Origin of the sequence: Caballeronia sp. LZ019, assembly GCF_031450825.1 — a bacterium.
Classification (GTDB): domain Bacteria; phylum Pseudomonadota; class Gammaproteobacteria; order Burkholderiales; family Burkholderiaceae; genus Caballeronia.
In genome coordinates, this window is record NZ_JARTVZ010000005.1 from 1,772,395 (window position 1) to 1,795,800 (window position 23,406).

Annotated in this window: 25 protein-coding genes, 1 tRNA gene and 1 pseudogene; 11 read left to right on the forward strand and 16 right to left on the reverse strand. The window is 61.3% G+C overall.

Annotated elements, in window-relative coordinates; all coding sequences use genetic code 11:
• Window positions 1–11: 11 nt before the first annotated feature.
• Genes pcnB through hda form a run of 3 tightly spaced genes read right to left on the reverse strand, consistent with a single transcriptional unit; the run spans window position 12 to window position 3,080 of the window.
• Window positions 12–1,601, reverse strand: coding sequence for a polynucleotide adenylyltransferase PcnB (pcnB, locus tag P9255_RS21735; protein WP_309790423.1), 1,590 nt, complete (start codon window positions 1,599–1,601; stop codon window positions 12–14).
• The gene (locus P9255_RS21740; protein WP_309763270.1) at window positions 1,594–2,280 is read right to left on the reverse strand and encodes an HAD family hydrolase; all 687 of its coding nucleotides are present in this window, start codon (window positions 2,278–2,280) and stop codon (window positions 1,594–1,596) included. The genes pcnB and P9255_RS21740 overlap by 8 nt, the downstream gene beginning before the upstream one ends.
• An 11-nt stretch (window positions 2,281–2,291) precedes the next feature.
• Window positions 2,292–3,080 (reverse strand): DnaA regulatory inactivator Hda, encoded by a 789-nt coding sequence (gene hda / locus P9255_RS21745; protein WP_309790424.1) that lies wholly within the window; start codon window positions 3,078–3,080, stop codon window positions 2,292–2,294.
• A gap of 9 nt (window positions 3,081–3,089) precedes the next feature.
• Between hda and P9255_RS21750 the strand changes: the two genes are divergently transcribed.
• Entirely contained in the window at window positions 3,090–3,287 is a 198-nt protein-coding gene (locus P9255_RS21750) for a hypothetical protein (RefSeq protein ID WP_309763268.1), read from the forward strand.
• Window positions 3,288–3,321: 34 nt separating this feature from the next.
• Window positions 3,322–4,389: a phosphoribosylformylglycinamidine cyclo-ligase gene (gene purM / locus P9255_RS21755; RefSeq protein ID WP_309790425.1), complete on the forward strand. Its 1,068-nt coding sequence runs from the start codon at window positions 3,322–3,324 to the stop codon at window positions 4,387–4,389.
• Between the two features lie 70 nt (window positions 4,390–4,459).
• Here purM and P9255_RS21760 read toward each other — a convergent pair whose 3' ends face one another.
• The 4 genes from P9255_RS21760 to mutL form a co-directional block, all read right to left on the reverse strand.
• On the reverse strand, window positions 4,460–4,753 hold the full coding sequence (locus P9255_RS21760) for a HepT-like ribonuclease domain-containing protein (protein WP_309763266.1): 294 nt from the start codon (window positions 4,751–4,753) through the stop codon (window positions 4,460–4,462).
• A 107-nt stretch (window positions 4,754–4,860) separates the two neighbouring features.
• Entirely contained in the window at window positions 4,861–5,115 is a 255-nt protein-coding gene (locus P9255_RS21765) for a nucleotidyltransferase domain-containing protein (protein WP_309790426.1), read from the reverse strand.
• 37 nt (window positions 5,116–5,152) lie between these two features.
• Window positions 5,153–6,100: a tRNA (adenosine(37)-N6)-dimethylallyltransferase MiaA gene (gene miaA / locus P9255_RS21770; RefSeq protein WP_309763264.1), complete on the reverse strand. Its 948-nt coding sequence runs from the start codon at window positions 6,098–6,100 to the stop codon at window positions 5,153–5,155.
• Window positions 6,097–8,040, reverse strand: a complete 1,944-nt coding sequence (gene mutL / locus P9255_RS21775; protein ID WP_309790427.1) for a DNA mismatch repair endonuclease MutL — start codon at window positions 8,038–8,040, stop codon at window positions 6,097–6,099. The genes miaA and mutL overlap by 4 nt, the downstream gene beginning before the upstream one ends.
• Before the next feature lie 188 nt (window positions 8,041–8,228).
• Here mutL and P9255_RS21780 point away from each other — a divergent pair, with 188 nt between their 5' ends.
• Window positions 8,229–8,888 carry a VTT domain-containing protein gene (locus tag P9255_RS21780; RefSeq protein WP_309763262.1) on the forward strand — a complete coding sequence of 220 codons (660 nt, stop codon included), beginning with the start codon at window positions 8,229–8,231 and terminating at the stop codon, window positions 8,886–8,888.
• A gap of 62 nt (window positions 8,889–8,950) precedes the next feature.
• On the opposite strand, the gene P9255_RS21785 is transcribed toward P9255_RS21780, so the two are convergent.
• Complete coding sequence (locus P9255_RS21785) at window positions 8,951–9,211, reverse strand: GlsB/YeaQ/YmgE family stress response membrane protein (RefSeq protein ID WP_404980385.1); 261 nt, start codon at window positions 9,209–9,211, stop codon at window positions 8,951–8,953.
• Between the two features lie 323 nt (window positions 9,212–9,534).
• Between P9255_RS21785 and P9255_RS21790 the strand changes: the two genes are divergently transcribed.
• From P9255_RS21790 to P9255_RS21815, 6 genes are all read left to right on the forward strand, one after another.
• Entirely contained in the window at window positions 9,535–9,711 is a 177-nt protein-coding gene (locus P9255_RS21790) for a hypothetical protein (protein ID WP_309763261.1), read from the forward strand.
• Window positions 9,712–9,782: 71 nt separating this feature from the next.
• Window positions 9,783–10,658 (forward strand): peptidoglycan DD-metalloendopeptidase family protein, encoded by an 876-nt coding sequence (locus P9255_RS21795; RefSeq protein WP_309763260.1) that lies wholly within the window; start codon window positions 9,783–9,785, stop codon window positions 10,656–10,658.
• A gap of 19 nt (window positions 10,659–10,677) precedes the next feature.
• A complete protein-coding gene (bamE, locus tag P9255_RS21800; protein ID WP_309763259.1) occupies window positions 10,678–11,238 on the forward strand; it encodes an outer membrane protein assembly factor BamE in 561 nt (186 codons plus the stop codon).
• A 45-nt stretch (window positions 11,239–11,283) separates the two neighbouring features.
• A complete protein-coding gene (locus P9255_RS21805; RefSeq protein WP_309763258.1) occupies window positions 11,284–11,667 on the forward strand; it encodes a hypothetical protein in 384 nt (127 codons plus the stop codon).
• 714 nt (window positions 11,668–12,381) lie between these two features.
• Window positions 12,382–13,065 carry an SIR2 family protein gene (locus P9255_RS21810; RefSeq protein WP_309790428.1) on the forward strand — a complete coding sequence of 228 codons (684 nt, stop codon included), beginning with the start codon at window positions 12,382–12,384 and terminating at the stop codon, window positions 13,063–13,065.
• 71 nt (window positions 13,066–13,136) lie between these two features.
• A complete protein-coding gene (locus tag P9255_RS21815) occupies window positions 13,137–13,925 on the forward strand; it encodes a hypothetical protein (RefSeq protein ID WP_309790429.1) in 789 nt (262 codons plus the stop codon).
• Window positions 13,926–14,342: 417 nt separating this feature from the next.
• On the opposite strand, the gene P9255_RS21820 is transcribed toward P9255_RS21815, so the two are convergent.
• Genes P9255_RS21820 through P9255_RS21830 form a run of 3 tightly spaced genes read right to left on the reverse strand, consistent with a single transcriptional unit; the run spans window position 14,343 to window position 16,119 of the window.
• Window positions 14,343–15,215, reverse strand: coding sequence for a hypothetical protein (locus P9255_RS21820; protein WP_309763256.1), 873 nt, complete (start codon window positions 15,213–15,215; stop codon window positions 14,343–14,345).
• 32 nt (window positions 15,216–15,247) lie between these two features.
• Complete coding sequence (locus P9255_RS21825) at window positions 15,248–15,643, reverse strand: hypothetical protein (RefSeq protein WP_309763255.1); 396 nt, start codon at window positions 15,641–15,643, stop codon at window positions 15,248–15,250.
• Window positions 15,640–16,119: a hypothetical protein gene (locus P9255_RS21830; protein ID WP_309763254.1), complete on the reverse strand. Its 480-nt coding sequence runs from the start codon at window positions 16,117–16,119 to the stop codon at window positions 15,640–15,642. The genes P9255_RS21825 and P9255_RS21830 overlap by 4 nt, the downstream gene beginning before the upstream one ends.
• Window positions 16,120–16,271: 152 nt before the next feature.
• Between P9255_RS21830 and P9255_RS21835 the strand changes: the two genes are divergently transcribed.
• Together P9255_RS21835 and P9255_RS21840 are read left to right on the forward strand one after the other, a co-directional pair.
• A complete protein-coding gene (locus P9255_RS21835; protein ID WP_309763253.1) occupies window positions 16,272–16,949 on the forward strand; it encodes a recombinase family protein in 678 nt (225 codons plus the stop codon).
• Window positions 16,950–17,279: 330 nt separating this feature from the next.
• Complete coding sequence (locus P9255_RS21840) at window positions 17,280–18,215, forward strand: HNH endonuclease signature motif containing protein (RefSeq protein ID WP_309763252.1); 936 nt, start codon at window positions 17,280–17,282, stop codon at window positions 18,213–18,215.
• 16 nt (window positions 18,216–18,231) lie between these two features.
• Here P9255_RS21840 and P9255_RS21845 read toward each other — a convergent pair whose 3' ends face one another.
• The 5 genes and pseudogenes from P9255_RS21845 to P9255_RS21860 all read right to left on the reverse strand — a co-directional run bounded on the left by P9255_RS21845 (window position 18,232) and on the right by P9255_RS21860 (window position 23,401).
• Window positions 18,232–19,455 carry a hypothetical protein gene (locus P9255_RS21845; RefSeq protein WP_309763251.1) on the reverse strand — a complete coding sequence of 408 codons (1,224 nt, stop codon included), beginning with the start codon at window positions 19,453–19,455 and terminating at the stop codon, window positions 18,232–18,234.
• A gap of 15 nt (window positions 19,456–19,470) precedes the next feature.
• Window positions 19,471–19,653, reverse strand: a pseudogene (locus P9255_RS27330) (DUF6538 domain-containing protein); the annotation flags it as partial.
• 93 nt (window positions 19,654–19,746) lie between these two features.
• Window positions 19,747–19,823 (reverse strand) — tRNA-Met (locus P9255_RS21850).
• Window positions 19,824–19,917: 94 nt separating this feature from the next.
• Entirely contained in the window at window positions 19,918–21,576 is a 1,659-nt protein-coding gene (locus P9255_RS21855) for an MFS transporter (RefSeq protein WP_309763250.1), read from the reverse strand.
• A gap of 229 nt (window positions 21,577–21,805) precedes the next feature.
• Window positions 21,806–23,401: a sensor histidine kinase N-terminal domain-containing protein gene (locus P9255_RS21860; RefSeq protein WP_309763249.1), complete on the reverse strand. Its 1,596-nt coding sequence runs from the start codon at window positions 23,399–23,401 to the stop codon at window positions 21,806–21,808.
• Between the last annotated feature and the right edge of the window lie 5 nt (window positions 23,402–23,406).

The following is a 23,406-nucleotide window of genomic DNA, read 5'->3' on the forward strand; positions in this document are numbered from 1 at the left end:
GAAAACCGGCTTTATTCGTTGTCTGCGCCTTCGCCCTTTCCGCCGTTCGGTTCGGCGCCGCTCATAGGCGATGCCTGCGCTTCGCTCGCGACGCCCTGTTCGGCGGCATCGCTCCCCTTGCGCTTCGCATTGCTGCGGCGGCGGCGCTTCTTCGGCGCGTTGCGGTCCTTGCCGCCCTGTGTCAGCAGCGCTTCGCGCTGTTCGTGATTGCCATCGATGAAGTCGGTCCACCATTGTCCGACTTCGGCATCCAGCTCGCCCGACTCGCAACGCAGCAGCAGGAAATCATAACCCGCTCTGAATCGCTGATGTTCGAGCAGCTTCAGCGCGCTGCGGCCGCGTTTCTCCAGCCGATGCTGCAAGCCCCAGATTTCGCGCATGTCCGCGGAATAACGCTTGTGGATGGCGAGTTTCTCGGTCTGCATCTCGAGCACGTCGTCCATCGCGCGATGCAGCGCCGGCACCGGATAGTCGCCCGCGCCGGTGTACTTCTGCCAGCGTGTCTGCACGTCGTGCCACAGCAGTGTCGCGAAGAGAAAGCTCGGCGACACGGGCTTGCCCGCGCGCACGCGTTCGTCGGTGCTGGTGAGCGCGAGCGTGACGAACTTCTCGCCATGCGGCTGTTCGAGCACCACGTCGAGCAAGGGCAGCACGCCGTGATGCAGGCCTTCCTGACGCAAGCGCGTGAGGCACGCCAGCGCGTGGCCCGACAGCAGCAGCTTCAGCATTTCGTCGAAAAGACGCGCGGCCGGCACGTTGTTCATCAGGTCCGCGAGTTCCTTGATCGGCGCGCGCGTGGCTTCGTCGATCTCGAAGCCGAGCTTCGCCGCGAAGCGCACGACGCGCAGCATCCGCACCGGATCTTCGCGGTAACGCGTGGCCGGATCGCCGATCATCCGCAGCAGGCGGGCGCGGATATCGGCCATGCCTTCGTGATAATCCAGCACGGTCTGCGTGGCCGGATCGTAGTACATCGCGTTGATCGTGAAGTCGCGGCGTGTGGCGTCTTCGTGCTGCTCGCCCCAGACGTTGTCGCGCAGCACGCGGCCCGATGCATCGACGGCGTGCGTGCGCATGTCGAGTTCGCCGCGCCGATAGCGTCGCGGCGGTTCGGCGGAAGGTGCGGGCGGTGTGTTGACGAGCGCGCGGAACGTCGATGTCTCGATGATTTCCTGCCCGAATTGCACGTGCACGATCTGGAAGCGGCGGCCGATGATGCGCGCGCGCCGGAAGAGCCGCTGCACTTCGTCGGGGGTGGCGTCGGTTGCGACATCGAAGTCCTTCGGCGCGACGCCGAGGAGCAGATCGCGCACCGCGCCGCCGACGATGAACGCGCGATGTCCCGCCTGTTGCAGCCCTTCGGTGACGCGCACCGCATTCTTCGAGATCAGCGACGGATCGATGCCGTGAATGTCCGACGACAGGATCACCGGTACGCTCGGATCGCGCTTCACGGGCGCGGCGGCCTTCTTGCGCGGGACGCGCACGGTCTTGCGGGCGGGCTTCGTTTCTGCCTGTGCGGTTGCCGTGTCGTTCGAAGCGCTTTCCTGGGATTCGGCGCTTTCTTGTCCGAACAGCTTGCGGATGAGTTTTTTAATCACGTGTATCGAAGAGGTTCAGGATGCGCCAGCCTTTGGCTTGCGCGTGCGCGCGCAGGGTGTCGTCGGGATTGGTCGCGACCGGGTCGGTGACGCGCTCGAGCAGCGGGATGTCGTTGTGCGAGTCGCTATAGAAATAGCTGTGCCTGAAGTCGCCGATCGTCTTGCCGAGCGACGCGAGCCATTCTTCGACGCGCACGATCTTGCCTTCGCGATAACTGGGCGTGCCGCGCGGGCGGCCGGTGAACGCGCCGTGCGGGTGATCGTCGACGGTTTCGACTTCGCACGCGATCAGGGTTTCGATACCGAATGCTTCCGCGATCGGCGCGGTGATGAACGCATTCGTCGCGGTGACGAGGCAGCACAGATCGCCGTTGTCCTGATGCTCGCGCACCAGCGTGACGGCGGCCGGCACGATATGCGGATTGATGACCTCGTGCATGAACTGCGCGTGCCAGTCGGCGAGCTGCTCGCGCGAGTACTTCGAAAGCGGCGCGAGCATCGCATGAAGATACGCGTTGATGTCGAGCACGCCGGCCTTGTAATCGGCGTAGAAGGCGTCGTTCTGACGCGCGAATTCGGTCGGATCGACGATGCCCAGCTTGACCATGAAGCGGCCCCATTCGTGGTCGCTGTCAGTGGGCAGGAGCGTGTGATCGAGATCAAAAAGGGCGAGGTTCATGGGGACGCATTCTACTTGAAGCGGCTGCCCGCGTTGTCGGGCGCGGGAAAGGCGGTTTTGTCGCCCTTTGGTTCCTGCGATTCGGGCGGCGCGACCGCAGTGAGCGGCGGCACGCGTCCGGTTTGCGCGAGCATCGTGCGCAGCAGCGATCGGGTGACCGCGCGTTTCTGTTCGAGCGAGAAGCGGTCGAGGTCGTCGAAAAGCGCCATCAGGCTCGGCATGTCGCGGCGGAAATGCGTGAGCAGATAGGCGGGGACGTCTTCTGCCAGCACGATGCCGCGTTCGTGCGCCGCGTGCTTGAGTACCGTCGCCTTCGCCTCGTCCGTGAGCGGCATCAGGTGGAAGACGAGGCCCCAGCCGAGCCGGGTGCGCAGGTCTTCGCGCACGGCGAGGGTTATCGGCGCGGCGTTGCCCGCGGCGACGAGCGCGCTTGTCGGATGCGCGCGGACTTCGTTGAACAGATTAAAGAGCGCGATTTGCTGCGGAGCGGAGAGGCGGTCGCAATCGTTGACGGCATACAGCGCGACATCGGGGTCGAAGCCGAATGCGTTCAGTGCGCTTTGCGGACTCAGGTAGCGGGCGCGGCCGCTTGCTTCGTGGACGAGCGCATGGAGCAGATGACTGCGCCCGCTGCCCGGCTCGCCCCACAGATAGAACGAGCGGTCCGCGACCGGGCCGGCCGCGAGCGCGCCTTCGAGTCCGCGCAACCGCGTGACCAGTTCGTGGTTGCCGGCGGCGAAGAAATTCTCGAAGGTGGCGGGCGGCGGGGTGCCGAGGTCGAGCGTCAGTTGGCGTTGCACGGAGAATGGATGTCGTCGGGCTGCATCGAAGAGCTGCGTTTTCTCGAAAAAGCGGTGGCGCGTGCGTCGATTTGCGCGGCGCCTGTTACTGTCGCGGCTGGCGCGCTCTGGCGCGGCGCTTCCTTGGACGCACGCAATCTCGAAAAGGGCGCTGTCGCGCTGCGGGAAAACCAGCCGGCCGACCGTCGTCGGGTCATCATCGGGTAAAATCGCATTTTACCGACCTTCTTGCGCTCCCCCCATGAATCAACCGAAATCCGCCTCGAATCCTGCCGATTCGGCTCAAGGTTTGTCGTACCGCGACGCGGGCGTCGACATCGACGCGGGCGACGCGCTCGTTGACCGCATCAAGCCGTTTGCCAAGAAGACCTTGCGCGAGGGCGTCCTGGGCGGCATCGGCGGATTCGGCGCGCTCTTCGAACTGCCGAAGAAGTTCAGCGAGCCGGTTCTCGTGTCCGGCACGGACGGCGTCGGCACGAAGCTGCGTCTCGCGTTCCAGTTGAATCGTCACGATACGGTCGGCCAGGATCTGGTCGCGATGAGCGTCAACGACATTCTGGTTCAGGGCGCGGAACCGCTGTTCTTCCTCGATTACTTCGCGTGCGGCAAGCTCGATGTCGATACCGCCGCCGACGTGGTGAAGGGCATCGCGCAGGGCTGCGAATTCGCGGGCTGCGCGCTGATCGGCGGCGAGACGGCGGAAATGCCGGGCATGTATCCGGACGGCGAGTACGACCTCGCGGGTTTCGCGGTGGGCGCGGTGGAGAAGAGCAAGATCATCGACGGCAGCACGATCGCTCCCGGCGACGTGGTGCTCGGCCTCGCGTCGAGCGGCATCCATTCGAACGGCTACTCGCTGGTGCGCAAGATCATCGAGCGGGCGAATCCCGATCTGAACGCGGACTTCGACGGCCGCTCCCTCGCCGATGCGCTGATGGCACCTACGCGTATCTATGTGAAACCGCTGCTCCACGCGATGCAAAGCGTGACCGTGAAAGGCATGGCGCATATCACGGGCGGCGGGCTTGTCGAGAATATTCCGCGTGTGCTGCGTGAAGGGTTGACTGCGGAGCTGGATCATCGGGCGTGGCCGCTGCCGCCGCTGTTCGCGTGGCTGCAGAAGCACGGCGGCGTGGCGGATGCGGAGATGCATCGCGTGTTCAACTGCGGTATCGGGATGGCGGTCATCGTTGCCGCCGACGATGCGGATGCGGCTATCGGGCTGTTGTCGGCTGCCGGCGAGCAGGTGTGGAAGATCGGCGTCGTGCGGGAATGTCGCGCTGGGGAGGCGCAGACGGTCGTGGTCTGATTGGCCGGTGCTCTGCGTCGTCACGAGAACCCTCGCTCGGTGCGAGGGTTTTTTATGCGCGTCGTCGCTGCTATTGCGTGTTGCGCGCCAGAACGCGTTCAAGTTCGGGTCGCGCGGTCTGCACCGTTTCCCACACGATGTGCAGTTTCGTATCGAAATAGCCGTGTGTCATTCGGTTAAGCATGCCGCGCAGCTTTTTCCACGGAATCGCGGGATTATTCTGCGCATACTCGATCTGAACCGCTGCTTCCCCAATGACGATCACATCCAGAATGACCGCTTGCTGCATCATTCTCGCGTCGAGGAATGCCGTCTTCTCGATTCCAGCCACATAGCCGCGTGCGGTTTTCGACGCGTCGAGCATGTGATCGACGTAATCTGCCACACGCAATTGCCGTTGTTTGCGCATTCATACTGCGCGCGCCTCCGCGAGCACTTCATGCCTGAACTTCGGCGACACATCCTGCGGCGTCAAGACGTCAAGACGTCTACCCGCACGCCGAGCAGTTCCTCGAGTTCCACCTGAATCGCCCCGAGGTCGAGGCGCGTGGCGCCGGGTAGCGCGTTGACGAGAATGTCGATGCCGCTCGTTTGGCTATCCTCACCCCTGAGCGCAGAGCCAAAGACGCGAACGTTGGCTGCATGATGAGCGGCGACGATCCGGCGAATATCGTCACGGTGAGCTTCGAGCGCCGACGATGGTTTGAGCCTGAGCGTTTCCGGCATAAGGCGTCTGCCGATGATAGCGCCTCGCGGCTGAACGCTACGCCCCGACGATTCTTCGCAGGGCATCGACAGCAAGCCCGGTCGCATCCTCTGCACAGCAATCCACGACAACGCGCTCCGGCATCCCTCTGAGCCACGTCAACTGCCGCTTGCACAACTGCCGCGTCGCAAAGATTCCCTTGTCGCGCATCTCGTCATAGCCTGTGGCGCCGTCGAGATACTCCCAGGCCTGCCGATACCCGACACAGCGCATCGACGGCATCGATAAATTCAGATCGCCGCGCGCCCGCAGGCGCTTCACTTCGTCGATGAAACCGCCCGCCAGCATGGCGTCGAACCGCGCGGCAATGCGTGCATGCAACACCGCCCGGTCCGACGGCTCCAGCGCGATCGGCACGAAGCGATACGGCGCGTCTTCCTGCGCGACACGCGGCGCCGCGAGCAATGCGGACATCGGCTGGCCCGACAGCATGAACACTTCCAGCGCGCGCTGGATGCGCTGCGAATCGTTGGGCGCAAGCCGCGCCGCCGTCTGCGGATCCACCGAGGCCAGCCGCGCATGCAACGCCGGCCAGCCTTCGCGCGCGGCGTCGGCGTCGAGGGCGGCGCGGGTGTCGGCATCGGCGGAGGGAAGATCGTTCAGGCCCTGCGTGAGCGCCTTGTAATAGAGCATCGTACCGCCGACCAGCAACGGCACATGACCTCGCGCGACAATCTCCCCCGCGAGCCGCAGCGCATCCGCGCGAAACTGCGCGGCCGAGTAAGCGTCGGCCGGATCGATGATGTCGATCAGATGATGCGGCGCCGCTGCGCGTTCCTCCGCCGTGGGCTTGGCCGTGCCGATGTCCATCTCGCGATAGACGAGCGCGGAATCGACACTGATGATCTCGACCGGCCGCGCCGACGACGCCGCGAACGCGAGCGCCGCCGCAGTTTTCCCGGACGCCGTCGGGCCGAGCAGACAGGCTATCGATACGGCGTTCATTGTCCGCGCATGAAAAGGCGGTCGAGGTCCGCGAGCGTCAGCTGATACCAGGTCGGGCGGCCATGATTGCATTGATCGGCACGCTCGGTAGCCTCCATCTGGCGCAAGAGCGCGTTCATCTCGTCGAGCGTGAGGCGGCGATTCGCCCGCACCGCGTGATGGCACGCGAGCGTGCCGAGCAGTTCATGCTGGCGCTCGGTCAGCACGCGCGATCCGCCGAACGCGTGCAAGTCGGCAAGCACCGCGCGGGCAAGCGTTGGCAGGTCGGCGTCCTTCAGCAACGCGGGCACCGCGCGAATGGCGATGGATGTCGGCGACAGCACCGCCAGATCGAAGCCGAGGGCATCGAGCGTCTCGCGCTCTTCATCGACGATGCCGATTTCCACGGCATCCGCGGTCATCGACACCGGAATCAGCAGCGGCTGCACCGCGATTGCCCGATCGGCGAGCGCGTGCTTGAACTGTTCGTAGAGGATGCGCTCGTGCGCCGCGTGCATGTCGACGATGACAAGTCCGCGCGCGTTCTGCGCGAGCACATAGATGCCGTGAATCTGCCCGATGGCGAAGCCGAGCGGCTGCTCGTCCGACGGCGGCATCGCGCTGTAGGCGGGCGCGGCCTCGCTGGCCCAGGTTTCGGGCGCAGGCGTCGGCGGCGCGTTCGGGTCTTTGCGCCCGAACAGCGCATCGTAAAGCGCGAGCGGCTGCGCGACAGGAAGCGTGCCCTGCGTCATGCGCGACTGGCGCATCCAGGTCGTGCCGTTCTCGCTTGCCGGCCGCGTCGGCTGTGGCTGGAGCACGCTCGCCGACGAAACCGGCCGCGCGCTGAACGACGCAAGCCCGGTCGGCTGCAATTGCGCTTCGTGTCCGCCGGACGTCGTCTCGGGCGAAGCGCCCGCATGACGCGCCAGCGCCCGCTGCACGGCGTGGAAAACGTACTGGTGAATCGAGCGCGAGTCGCGGAAACGCACTTCGATCTTCGACGGATGCACGTTCACGTCCACCGACTCCGGCGGCAGATCGAGGAACAGCACATACGCGGGATAGCGGTTGCCGTGCAGCACGTCTTCATAGGCGGCGCGCACGGCATGCGTGAGCAGCTTGTCGCGCACGAAGCGGCCATTGACGAAGAAATATTGCTGATCGGCGCGCCCGCGGCTGGCGGTCGGAAGTCCCGCGCATCCGTAGACGGCGAGCGGACCGGCGCGTTCGTCGAGCGGCAGGTGCGACGTCTCGAACACTTCGCCCAAAATCTTCGCGACGCGCGTTTGCGGATCGCTCGCATTCCAGTGCTCCACCGCCTTGCCGTTATGCATCACCGAAATGGCGACATCGGGCCGCGCAAGCGCCGTGCGGCGAATCACTTCGAGGCAATGGCCCAGCTCGGTCTGCTCGCTCTTCAGAAACTTGCGGCGCGCGGGCGTGCTGAAATACAGCTCGCGCACTTCCATCGTGGTGCCGACCGTGCCCGCGGCGGGAGAAATCGCGCCCGTTTGCGCGTCGATGCGCGTGGCGTGCGCGCATGCGTCCGTGCGGCTCGTGATGAACAGTTCCGCCACCGACGCGATCGACGCGATGGCCTCGCCGCGAAACCCCAGCGTGGCGACGGCTTCGAGATCGGCGAGCGAGCGGATCTTGCTCGTCGCATGGCGCATCAACGCGAGGGGAAGCTCGTTCGGGGGGATGCCGCAGCCGTCGTCGGTGATCACGATGCGCTTCACGCCGCCTTCGTCGAGTGTGATGCGCAGCGTCCGCGCGCCGGCATCGAGCGCATTCTCCAGCAGTTCCTTGACGACCGAAGCCGGCCGCTCGACCACTTCGCCCGCCGCGATCTGGCTGATGAGCTGATCCGGCAGCGGAGCGATGGCGCGCGAACGGGGCGCGCGATCGACGGTCAAAGCGGCTGCCGTAGCGCCGGCGGAGGGTTCGTTGAAGTCGGCCATGGCCGAATTATAACGATTCGCACCTGCCGTCCGCGCGCGCCGCTCCCCCGGACGCGCCGTGAGTTGGCGGCTGGATGCTCGCTTTTTAACGGACGCCGCCAGTCACTTCGGTATCATGGCGCGACCCCTTCGCTCGCTGCCGCCAGACGCCTTCGTCTGCCGGGAGCCCATTACATCGAGGAACGCTTTTGGACACGCTGCTGCATTTCCTGGGACTCATTCTTCACATCGACAAGTCGCTCGGCGACTTCATCAACGTCTACGGCGCGTGGGTTTATGCGGTGTTGTTCCTGATCGTCTTCTGCGAAACCGGATTGGTGGTATTCCCGTTTCTGCCGGGCGACTCGCTGCTTTTCATCGGCGGCGCGTTTGCAGCCACGCACGAGATGGATCTCGGCGCGCTGATCGTGCTGCTGCTCGTCGCGGCGATCGCGGGCAATACGGTGAATTACTGGATCGGGCGGGCCATCGGTCCGAAGGTGTTCGATACCAACATCCCGGTGCTCGAGCGCTTCCTGGATCGCGCCGCCTTGCAGAAGACCCATAACTTCTATGAGAGGCACGGCGGCAAGACGATCGTGATCGCGCGGTTCGTGCCGGTGGTGCGGACCTTCGCGCCGTTCGTCGCGGGTGCGTCGGCGATGAACGCGACGCGCTTTCAGCTCTTCAACGTGCTCGGCGCGGCAATCTGGGTGCTGTTGCTCGTGTTGCTCGGCTACTTCTTCGGCAACATTCCGTTCATCCGTCAATATCTGAACGTGATCGTGCTCGTGGGGATCGGTGCGGCAATCGTGCCGATCGCACTGGGCGCGTTGTGGAAAGTAAGCCGCCGCCGCTCGAAGGTGTGACAGCGCGGCTGGCGACGGGCCGGACCCTGTGAGCGGCCGGCCCGTCGATCTTCGATGCGGTACTACCCGCGCTTGAAGAGGCGGCTGACGAAGATCAGCACGACCGCGCCGATCACGGCCGTCAGCAGCGAACCGAGCAGGCCGCCGCCGAGCGAGATGCCGATCTTCGTGAACAGCCAATTGCCGACTACACCGCCGACGATGCCGACGAGGATGTCCATGAACACGCCGAAGCCGCTGCCGTTCATGATGAGCCCGGCCAGCCAGCCGGCTACGCCGCCGATGACGATGCCAAGCAAAATGCCGTGATGCATGAGTTCCATGCGCGAACACTCCAGAAAATGAGAGAAATTGCAGGACGGCAGGAAGGTCCTGCATCCGAGCGAGGCGAATTTAGCCGAAAGTGGAGCGCGAAAGTTTCGCAATGTGTCAAGGATTGTCGATGCGGCAGCGCTTTGGCCCATCGGCCTATGCCTGGCTTTCGCGAGGCTTTTTATCCGAGGAGGATGGAAGCGCGGTGCAGGTCACACTGTCGCAGGCGTCGCATCGCGGAATGAATCGTTAAAATATTTAGAATCCCGAACGACGGCGCGCGCTTTGCCCTAAAGTGTTCGGTTTTTGCCGACTTCGGCGAAGCAGGTTCGTAATGTTTTATGCTGCTGGGGGTTCGTTCGAGCGCGGGCGCGAATGGTTGAGGGCGCGCGGTCCGCGCGTCGCGCTGATGGCGATGTCGGCACTGGCGCTCGGCATGCTGATGTCGGGATGCGGCGTCGTCGGTTGCGTCGGCACGTCGGTGTACGGGATCGGCTTGACCGTGTGCTAGCCAGGCGGCGCACGCGGAAAAATTGAAGCGCTTGCAAGAGATCAGGTCAAAGCATGGAAAGGTTGGTGTCGATGCAAACAGGACTTTTTGGGCCGCATCATCGTGCGGTCGTAGCGGGTCTGGGGCTCGCGGCAGGCATGGCGGCGGTGGCAAGCCTGACAGGATGCACGACGACGCCGAGGTCGCCGGCGCCGATCGTCGAAAACACGACGCTGGGCGCGCCGCCCGTCGTCACGAGCGCGCCGAGCAGCGTTCCGGCGGCGGCATCGTCGGTGTCGTCGGCGCCCGTCGCGCCGGGGTTCTATCGCGTGAAGCCGGGCGATACGCTCTATGCCATCGGGCGGATTTTCAAGCAGAAGCCCGCAGACCTCGCCGCGTGGAATTCGCTGCCGGAAAGCAGGCAGGTCAACGTCGGGCAGGTTTTGCGCGTGACGCCGCCGGCAGCGTCCGCTTCGGCGTCGACATCGACAACGGCTTCCACGAGCGGGAAGGACTTGCCGCCGATTCTTCCGGCACCGGCGAAGCCGGCGGCGGAAGCGCCGGCAACGAAAAGCGACGAGGAGCATGCGTCCGCCGCGAAGGGTACGTTCGCATGGCCGGCCAAGGGCGAGATCGTGCGCAAGTTCGGCGCGAACGGCAGCAAGGGTATCGATATCGCCGGTAAGGTCGGTCAGCCGGTAAAGGCGGCGGCTCCCGGAAAGGTGGTCTATGCGGGCAGCGGCTTGCGTTCTTATGGGCGCATGATCATCGTCCGGCATAGCAATGATTATCTGACCGCATACGCGTACAACGAGAAGCTGCTGGTCCGTGAGGGCGACAGCGTCAAGCAGGGCGCGACGATTGCGGACATGGGCACGGGGCCGGGCGGGTCGCCGGTGCTGCATTTCGAAGTGAGAAAGGCGGGCGCCGCCGTCGATCCGGTACCGCTGCTCGGCGCGGGCGGTTGAGTTGCATTAAGGAAGTCAAATGAAGAAGTCCCTGTTCGCCGCGCTTGTCGCGCTCGGTACGTTGTCGCTGCTTGCCGGCTGCGACCAGCAACAAAGCGGAGAAGCAATGAACAAACTCGGTTCGTTCTTCAACTCGGTGAAGCCCGACACGCTGTTGCTGAAAGACCTGAAGCCGGGTATCACGACCGAGGCTCAGATTCGCAGCCAGATGGGCGAGCCCGAAAAGGAGCGCACTTTCACCGATGGCTCGAAGCGCCTCGAGTATCCGCGTGGCCCGGCGGGAACGAACACCTACATGGTGGATCTCGACCCGGACGGGCTGTTCGAATCGGTGACGCAGGTGCTGACGGCGGAAAACTTCGCCAAGATCAGGCCCGGCATGACCGAAGACGAAGTGCGCAGACTGCTCGGCAAGCCGACGACCGTCGCGGCGTACCGGCTGAAGCAGGAGCACGTGTGGAGCTGGCATTGGCTGGAAGACGGCGTCAATCGGGATGCAATGTTCAATGCGCACTTCGGGCCGGATGGCACCGTGGTGACGACGTCGCGATCGGAGGCGGAAGGCGGCGGGCGGCACTGAGCGTGGCGAGGTTTGATGCGTGGAGGCGCTGGGGCGTTGAGGGCAATGAGCGACAAACACGACGGCAAGAGACACCTCGCACTGATCGACGAGGCCTGGCGGTATCGCGAGGCGGCATCGCGGCAAGCGAACGATGAATCGACTTCGCGCTGGGAGTGCATGCGGGGCCATCGCTGGGACGAATCGCTGGATCATGCGCAGAACATTCGCTGCATGAGTTGCGCGGGGCATCGGCGGGAGAGCGAAACGAACCGGGCGCGCGCGCTGGCCGACGTGCGGGGCGGGAAATTGGTGTCGCCCTATGTGAACGCAATGACGCCGCTTACCTGGCAATGCGCGTACGGCCACGTCTGGGAAGCGCATGCCGACGTGGCGCAGCGTCGATGGTGCGGCGAGTGTGCCCGGACGGTGTTCGCGCGCTATCGCTGATCGCGTCTCGAGAAAAGAAAAGCCGGCCATTGGCCGGCTTTGAGCTTCGTTGTCGGGGCGATGACTTGTTTCGCCTGCTACCCGTCGGGACGTTGGCAAAGACCTGCGCTGCAATGCGCCCATCCTTTACCCACGGCTCGATCGAGCGCCGCCCTTCCTGTTGTGGTCTCTCGTTTCGCGCGTGCTGCTTGTTCCCCGGTGCGCAGATGAAGTATCCGCCCGGCGGATTCGTATGAATGTACGGTGACGAACGTTGAATGGCGAAGTCCGGTTCCGTTTCCGGTTCCGGTTCCGGTTCCGGTTCCGGTTCCGGTTCCGTTTCCGGGCTTCCAGACGAAGCGCGTCCACCGCGTTCGCTGCCCGCGCCGCAGACGACAAAAAAGCCGCTGTCCTTGTGGGAACAGCGGCTTTTTCTTGAAGCTGGTGGCGAATCAGGGACTCGATTGACTCGACACCAGAAATCAGCGCAACCCTATGATCCGCAAAGGTTTCTCTTGTTTTTCAGTTGCCCGTGGTGGCGAATGTGCTGCACCTCTGAGTTGGACATGACGCAATCATAGCTCGACTAAGGGCGTCGGCATCTTGCGCAAACGTCGCGCATTGGCCCAAGCTTTTATCTGACGTAACATTGGGGGCCCGGTGTGTGACCGTCCGGCACGCAACGAGCGGTGCGCACTGTCAAGAAAAGCAGGTAACAACGAACATGAGGATTAGATGGATTTAACGGAGAGCCTTCTAAATCATTTTAAGTCTTTCTCTTCGCCACCTTATATCTTCATCGGATCAGGCGTCGCTAGACGATACCTTGGTCTTGAGGGCTGGGAGGGGCTTTTGCGTTCGCAATGCCAAGCGCACGGACTCGATTACGAATTCCTCAATTCGACGGCGGGCGGAGACCTTCCGGAATTGGCATCGGCTATGGCGCGAGAGCTGCATGAGAGATGGTGGAAAGACGAAAAATACAAGGAATCGCGCGAACAATACAGGAAGATCGCGACCAACAAAGAATCAGCCCTTAAGATCGAGATTGCTAGACACATCGGCGAATCGGGGGTTATTACTAATGATCCTCAGCTGGTCGGGGAACTGGAGCTTTTAAGAAAAATCGTCGTCGATGGAATCGTGACCACGAACTGGGATGGTCTGCTAGAGTATCTGTTTCCGGATTACACAGTATATGTAGGTCAGGAAGCACTCCTGTTCTCGCAGATCCAGGGGATCGGGGAAATCTACAAGATTCACGGTTCACACACCGATCCTTCGTCCCTCGTGCTCACCAAATCCGACTATGACGAATTTCATCGTCGGAATCCGTATTTAGCGTCGAAGCTGCTAACTTTCTTTGTGGAGAATCCGATAGTATTCCTCGGCTACTCTCTTACGATGAGAATATCTTAGATATCATCCATTCGATAATATCGTGCCTATCGCCAGCTAACGTTGCAAAGCTCGCAGATAGGCTAGTCTTCGTGCAGTGGGACCCCAACGTTGCGACGGATAGGTTTGAGCGCAATATTCTTAGTAACGACGGCAGAAGCTTGCCGGTATACCAAGTCACCACTGGTTCGTTTGCGAGTGTTCTTGAGGCACTGACAAAAACAGAGCGAAAAATACCGGCCCGGATACTAAGAATGCTCAAGCAGCAGGTGTTTGAGCTCGTTCATACCACAGTGCCGAGTGAGCGTTTGTATGTGCAGGACATCAACGACCAGATGGACTTTACAAAGTTGGAGTTTGCGGTAGGCGTAGGCATAAGAGAGCGCCTAATGGATAAAGGTTACACAGCCATAAGTCGTATGGATCTTATAAAAGATGTTCTGCTGAATGATGGCGGATATAAGGCGGATCTTATTCTTAGAGACACGTTACCAGAAATACTGAAGCGTTCAAAAAATGTCCCGGTGTTCAAATACTTGAAAACGGCTCAAGGAAGCCCGGGATTTAACGTAAAGAACTTTGATTCCAGGGTTGTTGCCGCTGCTAAGGCATCGCTCGTTAATTTTATTCCCACGAATGTTTCGAGGGTTACGGCAGAAGCAACGAAGGAATTTGCGAAAGATTTCAAGGCTTATGCCGCCCTGTATGACGCGGAGACAGTCGTCAACCACGCGGCTTTGCTTCCCGAGAAGTCTTTGAAGGTGACGCAGCTTCAAAAGTTTCTTGTTGATAATCTTGCGCTCGCTTCAAGTAAGAAAGCGAACGTCGTTACTAATTTCTTCAAGCTCGTTTGCGTCTTCGATTGCCTCAAATATAGATAGTCGATCGGCTCGCGGCAAGACGTGCCGCGTTGCCGTCTTCGGGCGGGCTAGCGCGAGCCGCCTGCTGATCTATAAGGTTCCACCAAATCGATCGCCAGTCGATGAATGGACCGCCATGCGACATGCTTGCGTTTTCTAAGATATCGTGATTTTTCCCGCCGCACGCCTGATCGGTTGCACATGTTCGAGGATCGCATGCGTCTATCTACGCATGCGTTGTGTCTAAAGCTCGGACAGCGTCTTTGCAATCATTGGGCGGCCCTCGCGCCGCTAAGAGTCATCAGGTCGTCCTCGTAGAGAGACTATTGGAAAGCGTATACATACAGTTATTAGGATCATCGGGGCAGGATTCAGGCGCAGCAAGCGTTTAAAGCGCGCCAATAGGTCGATTTGCGCTCCTTTTTTTGCGCAAGCCACCTACAGCTTTAGATGGCGTAGCGCGTTCTTTACCGCACGCTGAAGCTCGTCGTCGGCTTGTAGATGACTACTCTCGCTGCGCAGCTTCCGCCACCTATCGCGCCGCCCTAAGGGCTCGAAGCTGTGCAATCCGCGCTCCGGCGTGGCGTCGTTCAAGCGCCTGTTCATTTCGATTGCCTTTAGCTTGTAGCGGTTCCCGCGCGCTTGCTTGTCCGGGGCGATGGGCGTCCGGAATCGGAAAAACGGCGCAAGACTCCCGAATCCGTATCCGTCGAGGTCCGAAAGCATTGCCAGCCCGACAGACCTCAGCACATCTCGTTGAAGCGTGACTTCCACCCGCGCTCGCCGCTCTGACGACGGCACCGGAAGGTCTTTATCCGTAATTTTCCAGTAGACGTGCCATGCCAGATCATCGTCCCTGTTTCCAACGCGGAAATTAAGCTTGGGATTGAGGCGGCGACCGGGCTTATCCATGAAGCGATTCTTGCGGGTCAAAGGATCGTATTGGCGGGGCTTCGTGCCGTTTGCAAACAAGCTTTTCTGGAGGCGATGCGTCATGGAGATTGTTGCCGAATCACGCAGTGCTAGCTCACTTTTATGCATGAAGTCGCATGCGACCTCTATTGCGGTAATGCTCGGCTCACTCGCAAGAGGGAAGACACGCGAAACTTCTGCAATCGCCTCCCGCAGTGCGGCATAGTTGTTCGCCAGACGGTCGGTGAAGCGCACTCGGAAGGTGTTTGTCACTCCGCCGGGGCTTGGGTCGACAGGTTCCAACCATCGCTTATCGGCACCGGCTGCGATCAGAGCTGCTTGTAGATATCGAAACTGGGTCCGGCCGCACGTGGTAAGCGTGAGATCCAGCCAGTCCACGCACGCCGTGCGCCGAAAATCGGATAACTTCGTCACAACGAGGACACGCGCGCCATTGAAAAAAATGGCTCGGCACGCCCTGTTGCGCTTAGTCTCGCCATTGGACTGCCGTCTCGATCAAACCTATTGACGCGCCAATGTTTGGTGGGGTCAATGGTAAGAGGCGTCGTTCTGATGGTTTTCTTGCCGGCGCTTGGTATCGCCCTTCGCACATTTTCGATGAACGCTCTGACGTCCGAGACTGCGTAGATAGGACGGAAGGACCTTCCGTCATGGCGTTCTGCGCACGGCATCAGCATGTAACCGGCGACGCATTGTTCTCCGCGAATGTTGTCGCCGAGAAAGTTCGTCCAGTTACGAAGCGTGCCGAGATAGCGATAGAGCGTAAGCGCCGTTTCCGCTGCAGTGATTGTGTGAACTGTAGTCATCGTGCGCCTCGCTCGCCTGCTTGGGCTGTGTCTGCCAGTTCCTGCGCCAGCGCCTTGGCTTCACTAAGTTCAAGCCGATACACCATAAGCGGGTCGTTCGTGACGAGCTGCACGAAGTGCGCGCCAGTTGCTTCGTCTATCTGGAGCGTAACGGCAGAAACGTTGAGCTTGCGACCGGTCGAGCTGCCGCCTTTCTCGCCAATGCCGAACGCGCGGATTGCCTCCGCTGCCCGCCCAGATAGCTTGACAACGCCGAGACGGCGCGACCTCTCAAACTCGATAAATGCTTCTACGTCCTCCGGCCGATAGAAAGCACCGCCACCTAGTCGTTGGAAGGGGACCCGGTGCGGTGGGTTGCGGTCTTCCCGGCGGTTGTTGGTCAGAACGCGAGACCAGTAGGTTGCTCCTCCTGATTCGTGAACGGCGCTTTCAATCAGCTCCGCAGCGGCCTGCGTGCTCAACAGTTCTTCCTGCATGAATGTTTCCAAGAGTGGCAGTAGAACCATGATACAGACTAGTCACTGGTTAGTCAACTACGACTTATCATTGACTTGCTTGGCATCCAGTGGGATACTGGTCTCACATTAAACGGTCGTCTCGTCGCGAGGCCGGCACTCGGAGGAAAATCATGGCGCAGAGTCAGTTCGTTGCTTACTACCGTGTCAGCACGGCGCGTCAAGGTCAGTCGGGGCTCGGCCTCGAAGCACAGCGCGAAGCAGTCGAGCGTTACCTGAACGGCGGCGCGTGGGAGCTGGTCGGCGAGTTCACGGAGACTGAAACCGGCAAGGGTGCCAATGCGCTCGAAAGGCGTCCACAGCTCCGCGCCGCCCTTGAGCTGTGCAAGCGTCGCGGTGCGACGCTCATCATTGCGAAGCTCGACCGTCTCGCCCGTAACGTGCATTTCGTGTCTGGCCTGCTGGAGACCGGCTGCGACTTCGTAGCCGCTGATATGCCGCAAGCTAACAAGGTCATGATTCAGATGCATGCGGTCATGGCCGAATGGGAGCGCGATCAGATAAGCAAGCGGACGCGAGATGCTTTAACGGCAGCAAAGGCGCGCGGCGTGAAATTGGGCGCGGCCGGACCTGCGAACCTCAGGCCGAACATTGCACACCGCCAGAAGGCCGCTGACGCCTTCGCACACAAGCTGGCGGGGGTGATTGAAGGCTTCCGCGCGCGAAGCCTGTCACAGCGCGATATGGTGGCGGAGCTCAACTCGCTTGGCATCAAGACGCCAAATGGCGGCGTGTGGCATCGGGGGCAGTTGTGTCGCGTGCTGGCGCGTATCGAGTCTACGCCGAGGTGATGCAGGCACACGAAGCGACATGCAGTAGATTGCTTGGTGCAAATCAATCGCCGCGCAAGGCCGGAGTCGGGCGTAGCAGCATCTCTAGGTGTCCGGTCGCCCCCTGTTCCACGTCTGCATAATTGGATACCATGTTTCGCGCACGCTAATGTGCGCCGGGGCTGTGGAGATCTATAGCGCCAAACTAAATTTAATTATTTGTCGCACACCGATTTTAAACCAAATGATAAAGAAAAACATGACTGCATGGTGTTCAGACTTAACGGGCCCTACATCGCGCGCTTTCTCACTGCAGTCAACTTGCAACCCCATTAAATCGACGGTGTAGAAATGCGCTACTGGTGGGTAAACCAAAATCAAACATACAAGGCCGAAGTAACAGGCGGATTTCTCTGGTCGCCCAAGAAAAGAGCAGATGGCGGCAGGAATCAATTCTACGAAAATATGCGGGAGATTGTAGTTGGCGATGTGATCTTCTCGTTCTGCGACACACGCATCAAGGCCATTGGAATTGCAATTGCCGAGGCCGAATCGTCTCCCAAACCGGACTTTGGCACTGCCGGGGCCGCCTGGTCACGCGAAGGTTGGCTTGTTCCCGTCGAGTTCCGCGAACTGCATGCACAAATCCGCCCGAAAGATAGTATTGCTCTGCTTCTTCCACATCTTCCCTCAAAATATTCGCCTTTGCGGGAAACTGGTGATGGACTGCAGTCAGTCTATCTAGCGGAAGTCCCTGGGTCGATGGCCGGGGTTTTGATTGAGTTGATTGGGCCCGAATATTGGGCGGCGTTAAAAGAACTGAAAGGTGAAGTTGAAGAGGCGGACACTGTCGGAGAAAATCACGAGGCCGCAATCAAGGGAAGAACCGACATCGGCGCTACAACAAAGGAGCAGTTGGTTAAGTCCCGTCGTGGCCAAGGTATTTTCAAAGCCAATGTTAGGCTAAACGAAAAGGCGTGCCGCGTCACTGGCGTTACAGATCCACGGCATCTCCGGGCGAGTCATATTAAGCCGTGGAAGGACAGCACCGATGAGGAAAAGTTGAATGGTTGCAATGGCCTTTTGCTTGCGCCTCACGTCGATCATCTACTAGACAAGGGGCTCATTTCTTTCTCCAACGCTGGCGATCTTCTTGTGTCCCCCGCGCTCGATCCTAATGTTTTAACGCGATGGAAAATCCCTGACGTGTTGAACGTCGGAGCCTTCAACGTCGAGCAATGCCATTTTCTTGAGTATCATCGAAGCGCTGTCTTCAAAAATTCGTAGCTGTGGATTGGCCGCGTCAAAGCAGCAGCTCAGCATAACAGCCGAGGGCGGTCTCAATGGTCTCCGACAGGGCATTGTGGTTCTGTCGGAGCTTTGCATAGGTCTGCGCGTTCATGCCGCCGAACGCCTGGCCCTGTATGGCGGCTCTGTATTCTTCCGTTACTTTCGCGGCCGCAAGCGTATCGGCGAAGGTGTGACGCATACTATGGAAGTAGGTTAGGGCGGTGCCCGCCGGCAGCGAACCAGCCTCCACTAGCTCCGCCAGCGTGTCGCCGCCCCATTTGGTTATCTTGTGGCTCCACTTGATCAGGCCGCTATTCGGCTGCCCGTTGGCGGCCGGCTTGCCGATATGCGGCTTCCACGCCGACTCGAACGGGCGCAACTGTCTGCCTTCTAGCTGTGCCTTTAGGTAGTCGATGAAGCCATGACGGACAAGGGCACTATGGATTGGTGCGTGCCGCCAGCTGGTCAAGCGTTTGAGCGATTTGCGAAGAACGCCGTCAGCGTCCGGTGTTTCGGCGAAATCGAAATACCAAACGTTGGTTTGCACATCGTGCTTGAGGTCGGTTCCAATGTTGACTTGTGCCAGCTCTTCGATTCGGCAACCCAGAAATGCGGTTGCCACCGTTGCCCAATACTTGTGCGGTTCCGACAAGCGGCGAGTGGCCGCGTGCTGAAAGATCATGCGCAACTGGTCAAGCGTGAAAGCGTCGCGATCGAGAGCGGATGGGGCAGTGCGCTTGGGCTTTAACGTTGCGGCGGTAAGTAGCGACAGGCCGTTGCGGAGCCGATGCCAGTTCAGGAACCCGCCAATCATCGTGATGTAGACGCTTTTGGTCTTGTCCGACCAGGCGCCGTTATCTAGGATCACTTCTGCCAGCTTAACGAAGCGCAACTGGTCAATGTCAAGAAGTGAAGTCTCGCCGCCCGCTTGCTCCACCAGATAGGCGAGCTTCGTTGCGTAGCTGGCGAGGGTCGTCGGCTTGAGATCTTTCCTCCGCATGAATTCCCCGACACCCTTAGACAGGGTAACAGCCGCCCTTGCGGGCGCTGCCGATGTAGCGGGGAGGGTGGTGGGATGCTTCAGCGCCGCCAAGCCCGCCACAGCGGTCTCAAGGGCTCTCTGCGCCGCTTCGTGCTCGCCCGGCTCAGCATCTATTCTCACGGCTTGCGGGAGGCCGCTTTGGTCGAAGAGAAGTTCGAGGGTGTAGTCAAGGCGGAAGGGAGTGGTCTTCGGCATGGCGCGAAGTGAGGCGAAAAGTCGATCGGTCTTCGTCGCAAGGACGCGAGCGCGGATTATGGCCTCTCGCCGGACGCACGTCTCTAGCGACTTGTATATCTGTCGCCTGCCGATGACACCGAAGAGGTCGGCAGGCACGCGCCGCCGAAAGTAGAACACGGAATCGTGCCGCGATCTTTGCAGAAAGTTTGCTGCCATGTTGGGCCTGTGCTGCACGTTTGTGCTGCACCTGCCTCCGGGAGGCACCAAAACAAAAGCCCTTGACCGTTAGATCAAGGGCTTTTGTGCAACTGGTGGCGAATCAGGGACTCGAACCCCGGACCTGCGGATTATGATTCCGTCGCTCTAACCGACTGAGCTAATTCGCCGAAAGAAGACGAGATTATGGTGGTGCACGAAACGTCTGTCAACCCCTTCTCACGTAATTTCTTAACGCGCACGCGCAAGGGGCGGCAACAGGCATCAATCCTCGTGATAGACGTTCGACTTGCGCGTGTCCTTCACGAACAGCATGCCGATCACGAAGGTCGCGAGCGCGATCACGATCGGATACCACAGCCCCGAATAGATATCGCCCCTGGCTGCCACGATGGCGAACGCAGTGGCCGGCAGGAAGCCGCCGAACCAGCCATTGCCGATGTGATACGGCAGCGACATCGACGTGTAGCGAATTCGCGCCGGGAACATTTCCACCAGCATCGCGGCGATCGGGCCGTAGACCATCGTCACGAAGATCACGAGGATCGTCAGGATGACAATCGCCATCGGCCAGTTGATGAGCGCCGGATCGGCCTTCGCCGGATAGCCCGCGCTCTTCAGGGTGCCCGCGAGCGTCTTGTCGAACGCAGCGCCTTGCGCCTTGGCGTCGGCGGCCTTGCCGTCATAGGTGTTCACGACCGTCTCGCCAACCTTGATCTGCGCGAGCGTCCCCGCCGGAGCCGCCACGTTCTGGTAGTTGAGACCGGCCTTGGAGAGCGCGCCCTTCGCGATATCGCACGAGCTCGTGAACTTCGAGGTGCCTACCGGATTGAACTGGAACGAGCACTCGTCCGGATTCGCGATGACGACGATCGGCGACTTCTGCGTCGCGGTTTCGAGCGTCGGATTCGTATAGTGGGCGAGCGCCTTGAAGAGCGGGAAGAAGGACAGCGCGGCGATGAGGCAGCCCGCCATGATGATCGGCTTGCGCCCGATGCGATCCGACAGCGACCCGAAGAACACGAAGAACGGCGTGCCGATCAGAAGCGCCACGGCCACCATGATGTTCGCGCTGGTGCCGTCGACCTTCAGCGTCTGCGTGAGGAAGAACAGCGAATAGAACTGCCCCGTGTACCACACGACCGCCTGACCCGCCGTCAGTCCGAAAAGCGCGAGCAGCACGATCTTCAGGTTCTTCCACTCGCCGAACGCTTCCTTGAGCGGCGCCTTCGACGTCTTGCCTTCCGCCTTGATGCGCTCGAAGACCGGCGATTCGTGCAGCTTCATGCGAATCCACACGGACACGGCGAGCAGCAGGATCGACACGAGGAACGGAATGCGCCACGCCCATGCGCTGAACTGCTCTTCGCCGGTGATCGTGCGCACCGCCAGAATGACGACGAGCGAGATGAAGAGGCCGAGCGTCGCCGTCGTCTGAATCCACGCCGTCCACGCGCCGCGCTTGTTCGACGGCGCATGCTCCGCGACATACGTGGCCGCGCCGCCGTACTCACCGCCGAGCGCGAGGCCCTGCAGCAGTCGCATTGCGATGAAGATGACCGGAGCGGCGATGCCTATCGTCGCGTAACCGGGCAGGAAGCCGATCAGAAACGTCGACAGACCCATGATGACGATCGTCACGAGGAACGTGTACTTGCGGCCCACCATGTCGCCGAGCCGCCCGAACACGATCGCGCCGAACGGGCGCACCGCAAAGCCCGCCGCGAAGCCGAGCAACGTGAAGATGAAACCGGCCGTCGGATTGACGCCCGAGAAGAACGTCTTGCTGATGTAGATCGCCAGCGACCCGGCGAGATAGAAGTCGTACCACTCGAACACCGTGCCGAGCGACGAAGCGAAGATGACTTTCTTCTCCTCCGCCGTCATCGGTGCGTGCGAAACACGCCCTTCGATCGTAGCCATGAATCGTCTCCTGTTGTTTGCGTGTGTATCCGATCCCTTCCGAAGCCCACGGGGCAGCGCCGGTGCAAAGATTATTGGAACGAAAACTTACGGCGTTCTGACGCCGTCGTGCGGCATGGAGAATACCTATGGAAACGTCAAGTCGCGCGAAGTCGCGCTCATCGGGCCGCGATCTATCGCGAAGCGGAGCGCTTCATGCATGAAACCGGAAATCGCACGACCGTTGCGCTCAGGGTTTGTCCCTGGCAGGAAAAACCCGCTGTAGGCTGACACGGACGAGCGTCCCGGCCAGTCGCGGCGTTTCCTGATACACGTGATCCTCGATGGCGAGCGTGCCGCCGTGCATCGCCGCGATCTCCTTGACGATCGCAAGACCGAGCCCGCTGCCGTCGCCCTCGCGCCCGAGAATGCGATAGAAGCGCTCGAACACGCGCTCGCGTTCGGCAGGCGGAATGCCGAGTCCGGTGTCTTCCACTTCGAGATGCACGAAGTCGAGATCGTGGTCGTCGGTCCGCACGCGCACGGTGATGCGCCCGCCCGGCGGCGTGTAGCGGATCGCGTTGTCGATGAGGTTCGACAGCATCTCCCGCAGCATCACGACGTTACCTTGCACGTCGACCGGAAAAGGCGGCTCCTCGTACCCGATGTCCATGCGTTTCGCCAGCGCCGCCTGCACCCAGTCACGCACGGCGGCGCGGGCGAGCGCCGTCAGTTCGACGCGCGAAAAAATTTGCCCCGTCGCGCGATTCTCCGCGCGTGCGAGCGCGAGCAACTGCGTGACGAGCCGCGCCGCGTGCTCCGAACTGGTCGCGATCTGTTCGAGCGAACGCTGCACTTCCGTCGATACGTCCTGCCGCAGCGCGAATTCCGCCTGCATGCGCAGCCCGGCGAGCGGCGTCTTCATCTGATGCGCGGCATCGGCGATAAAGCGCTTCTGGAACTCCATGTTCTGTTCGAGCCGCGTAAGCAGATCGTTGAACGACGCGACGAGCGGCGCGATTTCCGGCGGCGCGCGGCCCGCTTCGAGCGGCGAGAGATCGTCCGGGCGGCGCGTGCGCATGTTCGACTGCAGCGCGTGCAGCGGCGCGAGCCCGCGCGACAGACCGAACCACACCAGCACGATCGCCAGCGGCAGGATCACGAACTGCGGAAGGATCACGCCCTTGATGATGTCGTTGGCGAGCTGGCTGCGCTTGTCGAGCGTCTCGGCGACCTGCACGAGCACGGGCTGGCGGCTTTCGGCATCGCGTCCGGACGCGAGTTCGGGCAGATCGACGGTCGTGTACGCGACGCGAATGTCGTTGCCGCGCAGCACGTCGTCCCTAAACTCGACGATGCCCGGCTGCGGCCGGTCGTCCTCGTGCGGCAAAGGCATGTCGCGGTCGCCGCCGACGAGTTCGCCGCGCGTCCCGAGCACCTGGAAGAACACGCTGTCGACATTGTCGGCGCGCAAGAAATCGCGCGTGGCGTCCGGCAGCCGCAATTCGGCCACGCCGTTGACCGGCTGGATCTGGCGGGCGAGCACGTAGGCGTCGGCTTCGAGCGCGCGGTCGAACGGACCGTTGGCGATCGACTTCGCGACGAGATACGTCACCGCGATGCTCATCGGCCAGAGCAGCAGCAGCGGCGCGAGCATCCAGTCGAGAATCTCGCCAAAAAGCGAGCGCGGGTGCGCCTCGCTGCCGGGTTCCAGCTCGTCGGGCGGGGCGAACGGATTGGCGTAGCGGGCATCGCGCAGGGCGTCGGAATCGGCGGCATCCAGGATGGCCGCTGACGGCTCGCGCGGCGCTTCGGCTGCGCGCTCGGTGGAGGCGGGCGACGCCATGCGCG

Bases quoted from the DNA above. Each gene is read 5' to 3' on its own strand.
- P9255_RS21760 (WP_309763266.1), bottom strand. From the start codon at position 4,753: ATGCTCGACGCGTCGAAAACCGCACGCGGCTATGTGGCTGGAATCGAG.
- mutL (WP_309790427.1), bottom strand. From the start codon at position 8,040: ATGGCCGACTTCAACGAACCCTCCGCCGGCGCTACGGCAGCCGCTTTG.
- P9255_RS21830 (WP_309763254.1), bottom strand. From the start codon at position 16,119: ATGCAGGAAGAACTGTTGAGCACGCAGGCCGCTGCGGAGCTGATTGAA.
- P9255_RS21750 (WP_309763268.1), top strand. From the start codon at position 3,090: ATGTCGTCGGGCTGCATCGAAGAGCTGCGTTTTCTCGAAAAAGCGGTG.
- P9255_RS21825 (WP_309763255.1), bottom strand. From the start codon at position 15,643: ATGACTACAGTTCACACAATCACTGCAGCGGAAACGGCGCTTACGCTC.
- miaA (WP_309763264.1), bottom strand. From the start codon at position 6,100: ATGAACGCCGTATCGATAGCCTGTCTGCTCGGCCCGACGGCGTCCGGG.
- P9255_RS21740 (WP_309763270.1), bottom strand. From the start codon at position 2,280: ATGAACCTCGCCCTTTTTGATCTCGATCACACGCTCCTGCCCACTGAC.
- P9255_RS21765 (WP_309790426.1), bottom strand. From the start codon at position 5,115: ATGCCGGAAACGCTCAGGCTCAAACCATCGTCGGCGCTCGAAGCTCAC.
- bamE (WP_309763259.1), top strand. From the start codon at position 10,678: ATGAAGAAGTCCCTGTTCGCCGCGCTTGTCGCGCTCGGTACGTTGTCG.
- P9255_RS21810 (WP_309790428.1), top strand. From the start codon at position 12,382: ATGGATTTAACGGAGAGCCTTCTAAATCATTTTAAGTCTTTCTCTTCG.
- P9255_RS21855 (WP_309763250.1), bottom strand. From the start codon at position 21,576: ATGGCTACGATCGAAGGGCGTGTTTCGCACGCACCGATGACGGCGGAG.
- P9255_RS21795 (WP_309763260.1), top strand. From the start codon at position 9,783: ATGCAAACAGGACTTTTTGGGCCGCATCATCGTGCGGTCGTAGCGGGT.
- purM (WP_309790425.1), top strand. From the start codon at position 3,322: ATGAATCAACCGAAATCCGCCTCGAATCCTGCCGATTCGGCTCAAGGT.
- P9255_RS21790 (WP_309763261.1), top strand. From the start codon at position 9,535: ATGTTTTATGCTGCTGGGGGTTCGTTCGAGCGCGGGCGCGAATGGTTG.
- P9255_RS21835 (WP_309763253.1), top strand. From the start codon at position 16,272: ATGGCGCAGAGTCAGTTCGTTGCTTACTACCGTGTCAGCACGGCGCGT.
- P9255_RS21805 (WP_309763258.1), top strand. From the start codon at position 11,284: ATGAGCGACAAACACGACGGCAAGAGACACCTCGCACTGATCGACGAG.
- P9255_RS21785 (WP_404980385.1), bottom strand. From the start codon at position 9,211: ATGGAACTCATGCATCACGGCATTTTGCTTGGCATCGTCATCGGCGGC.
- P9255_RS21845 (WP_309763251.1), bottom strand. From the start codon at position 19,455: ATGCCGAAGACCACTCCCTTCCGCCTTGACTACACCCTCGAACTTCTC.
- P9255_RS21840 (WP_309763252.1), top strand. From the start codon at position 17,280: ATGCGCTACTGGTGGGTAAACCAAAATCAAACATACAAGGCCGAAGTA.
- P9255_RS21860 (WP_309763249.1), bottom strand. From the start codon at position 23,401: ATGGCGTCGCCCGCCTCCACCGAGCGCGCAGCCGAAGCGCCGCGCGAG.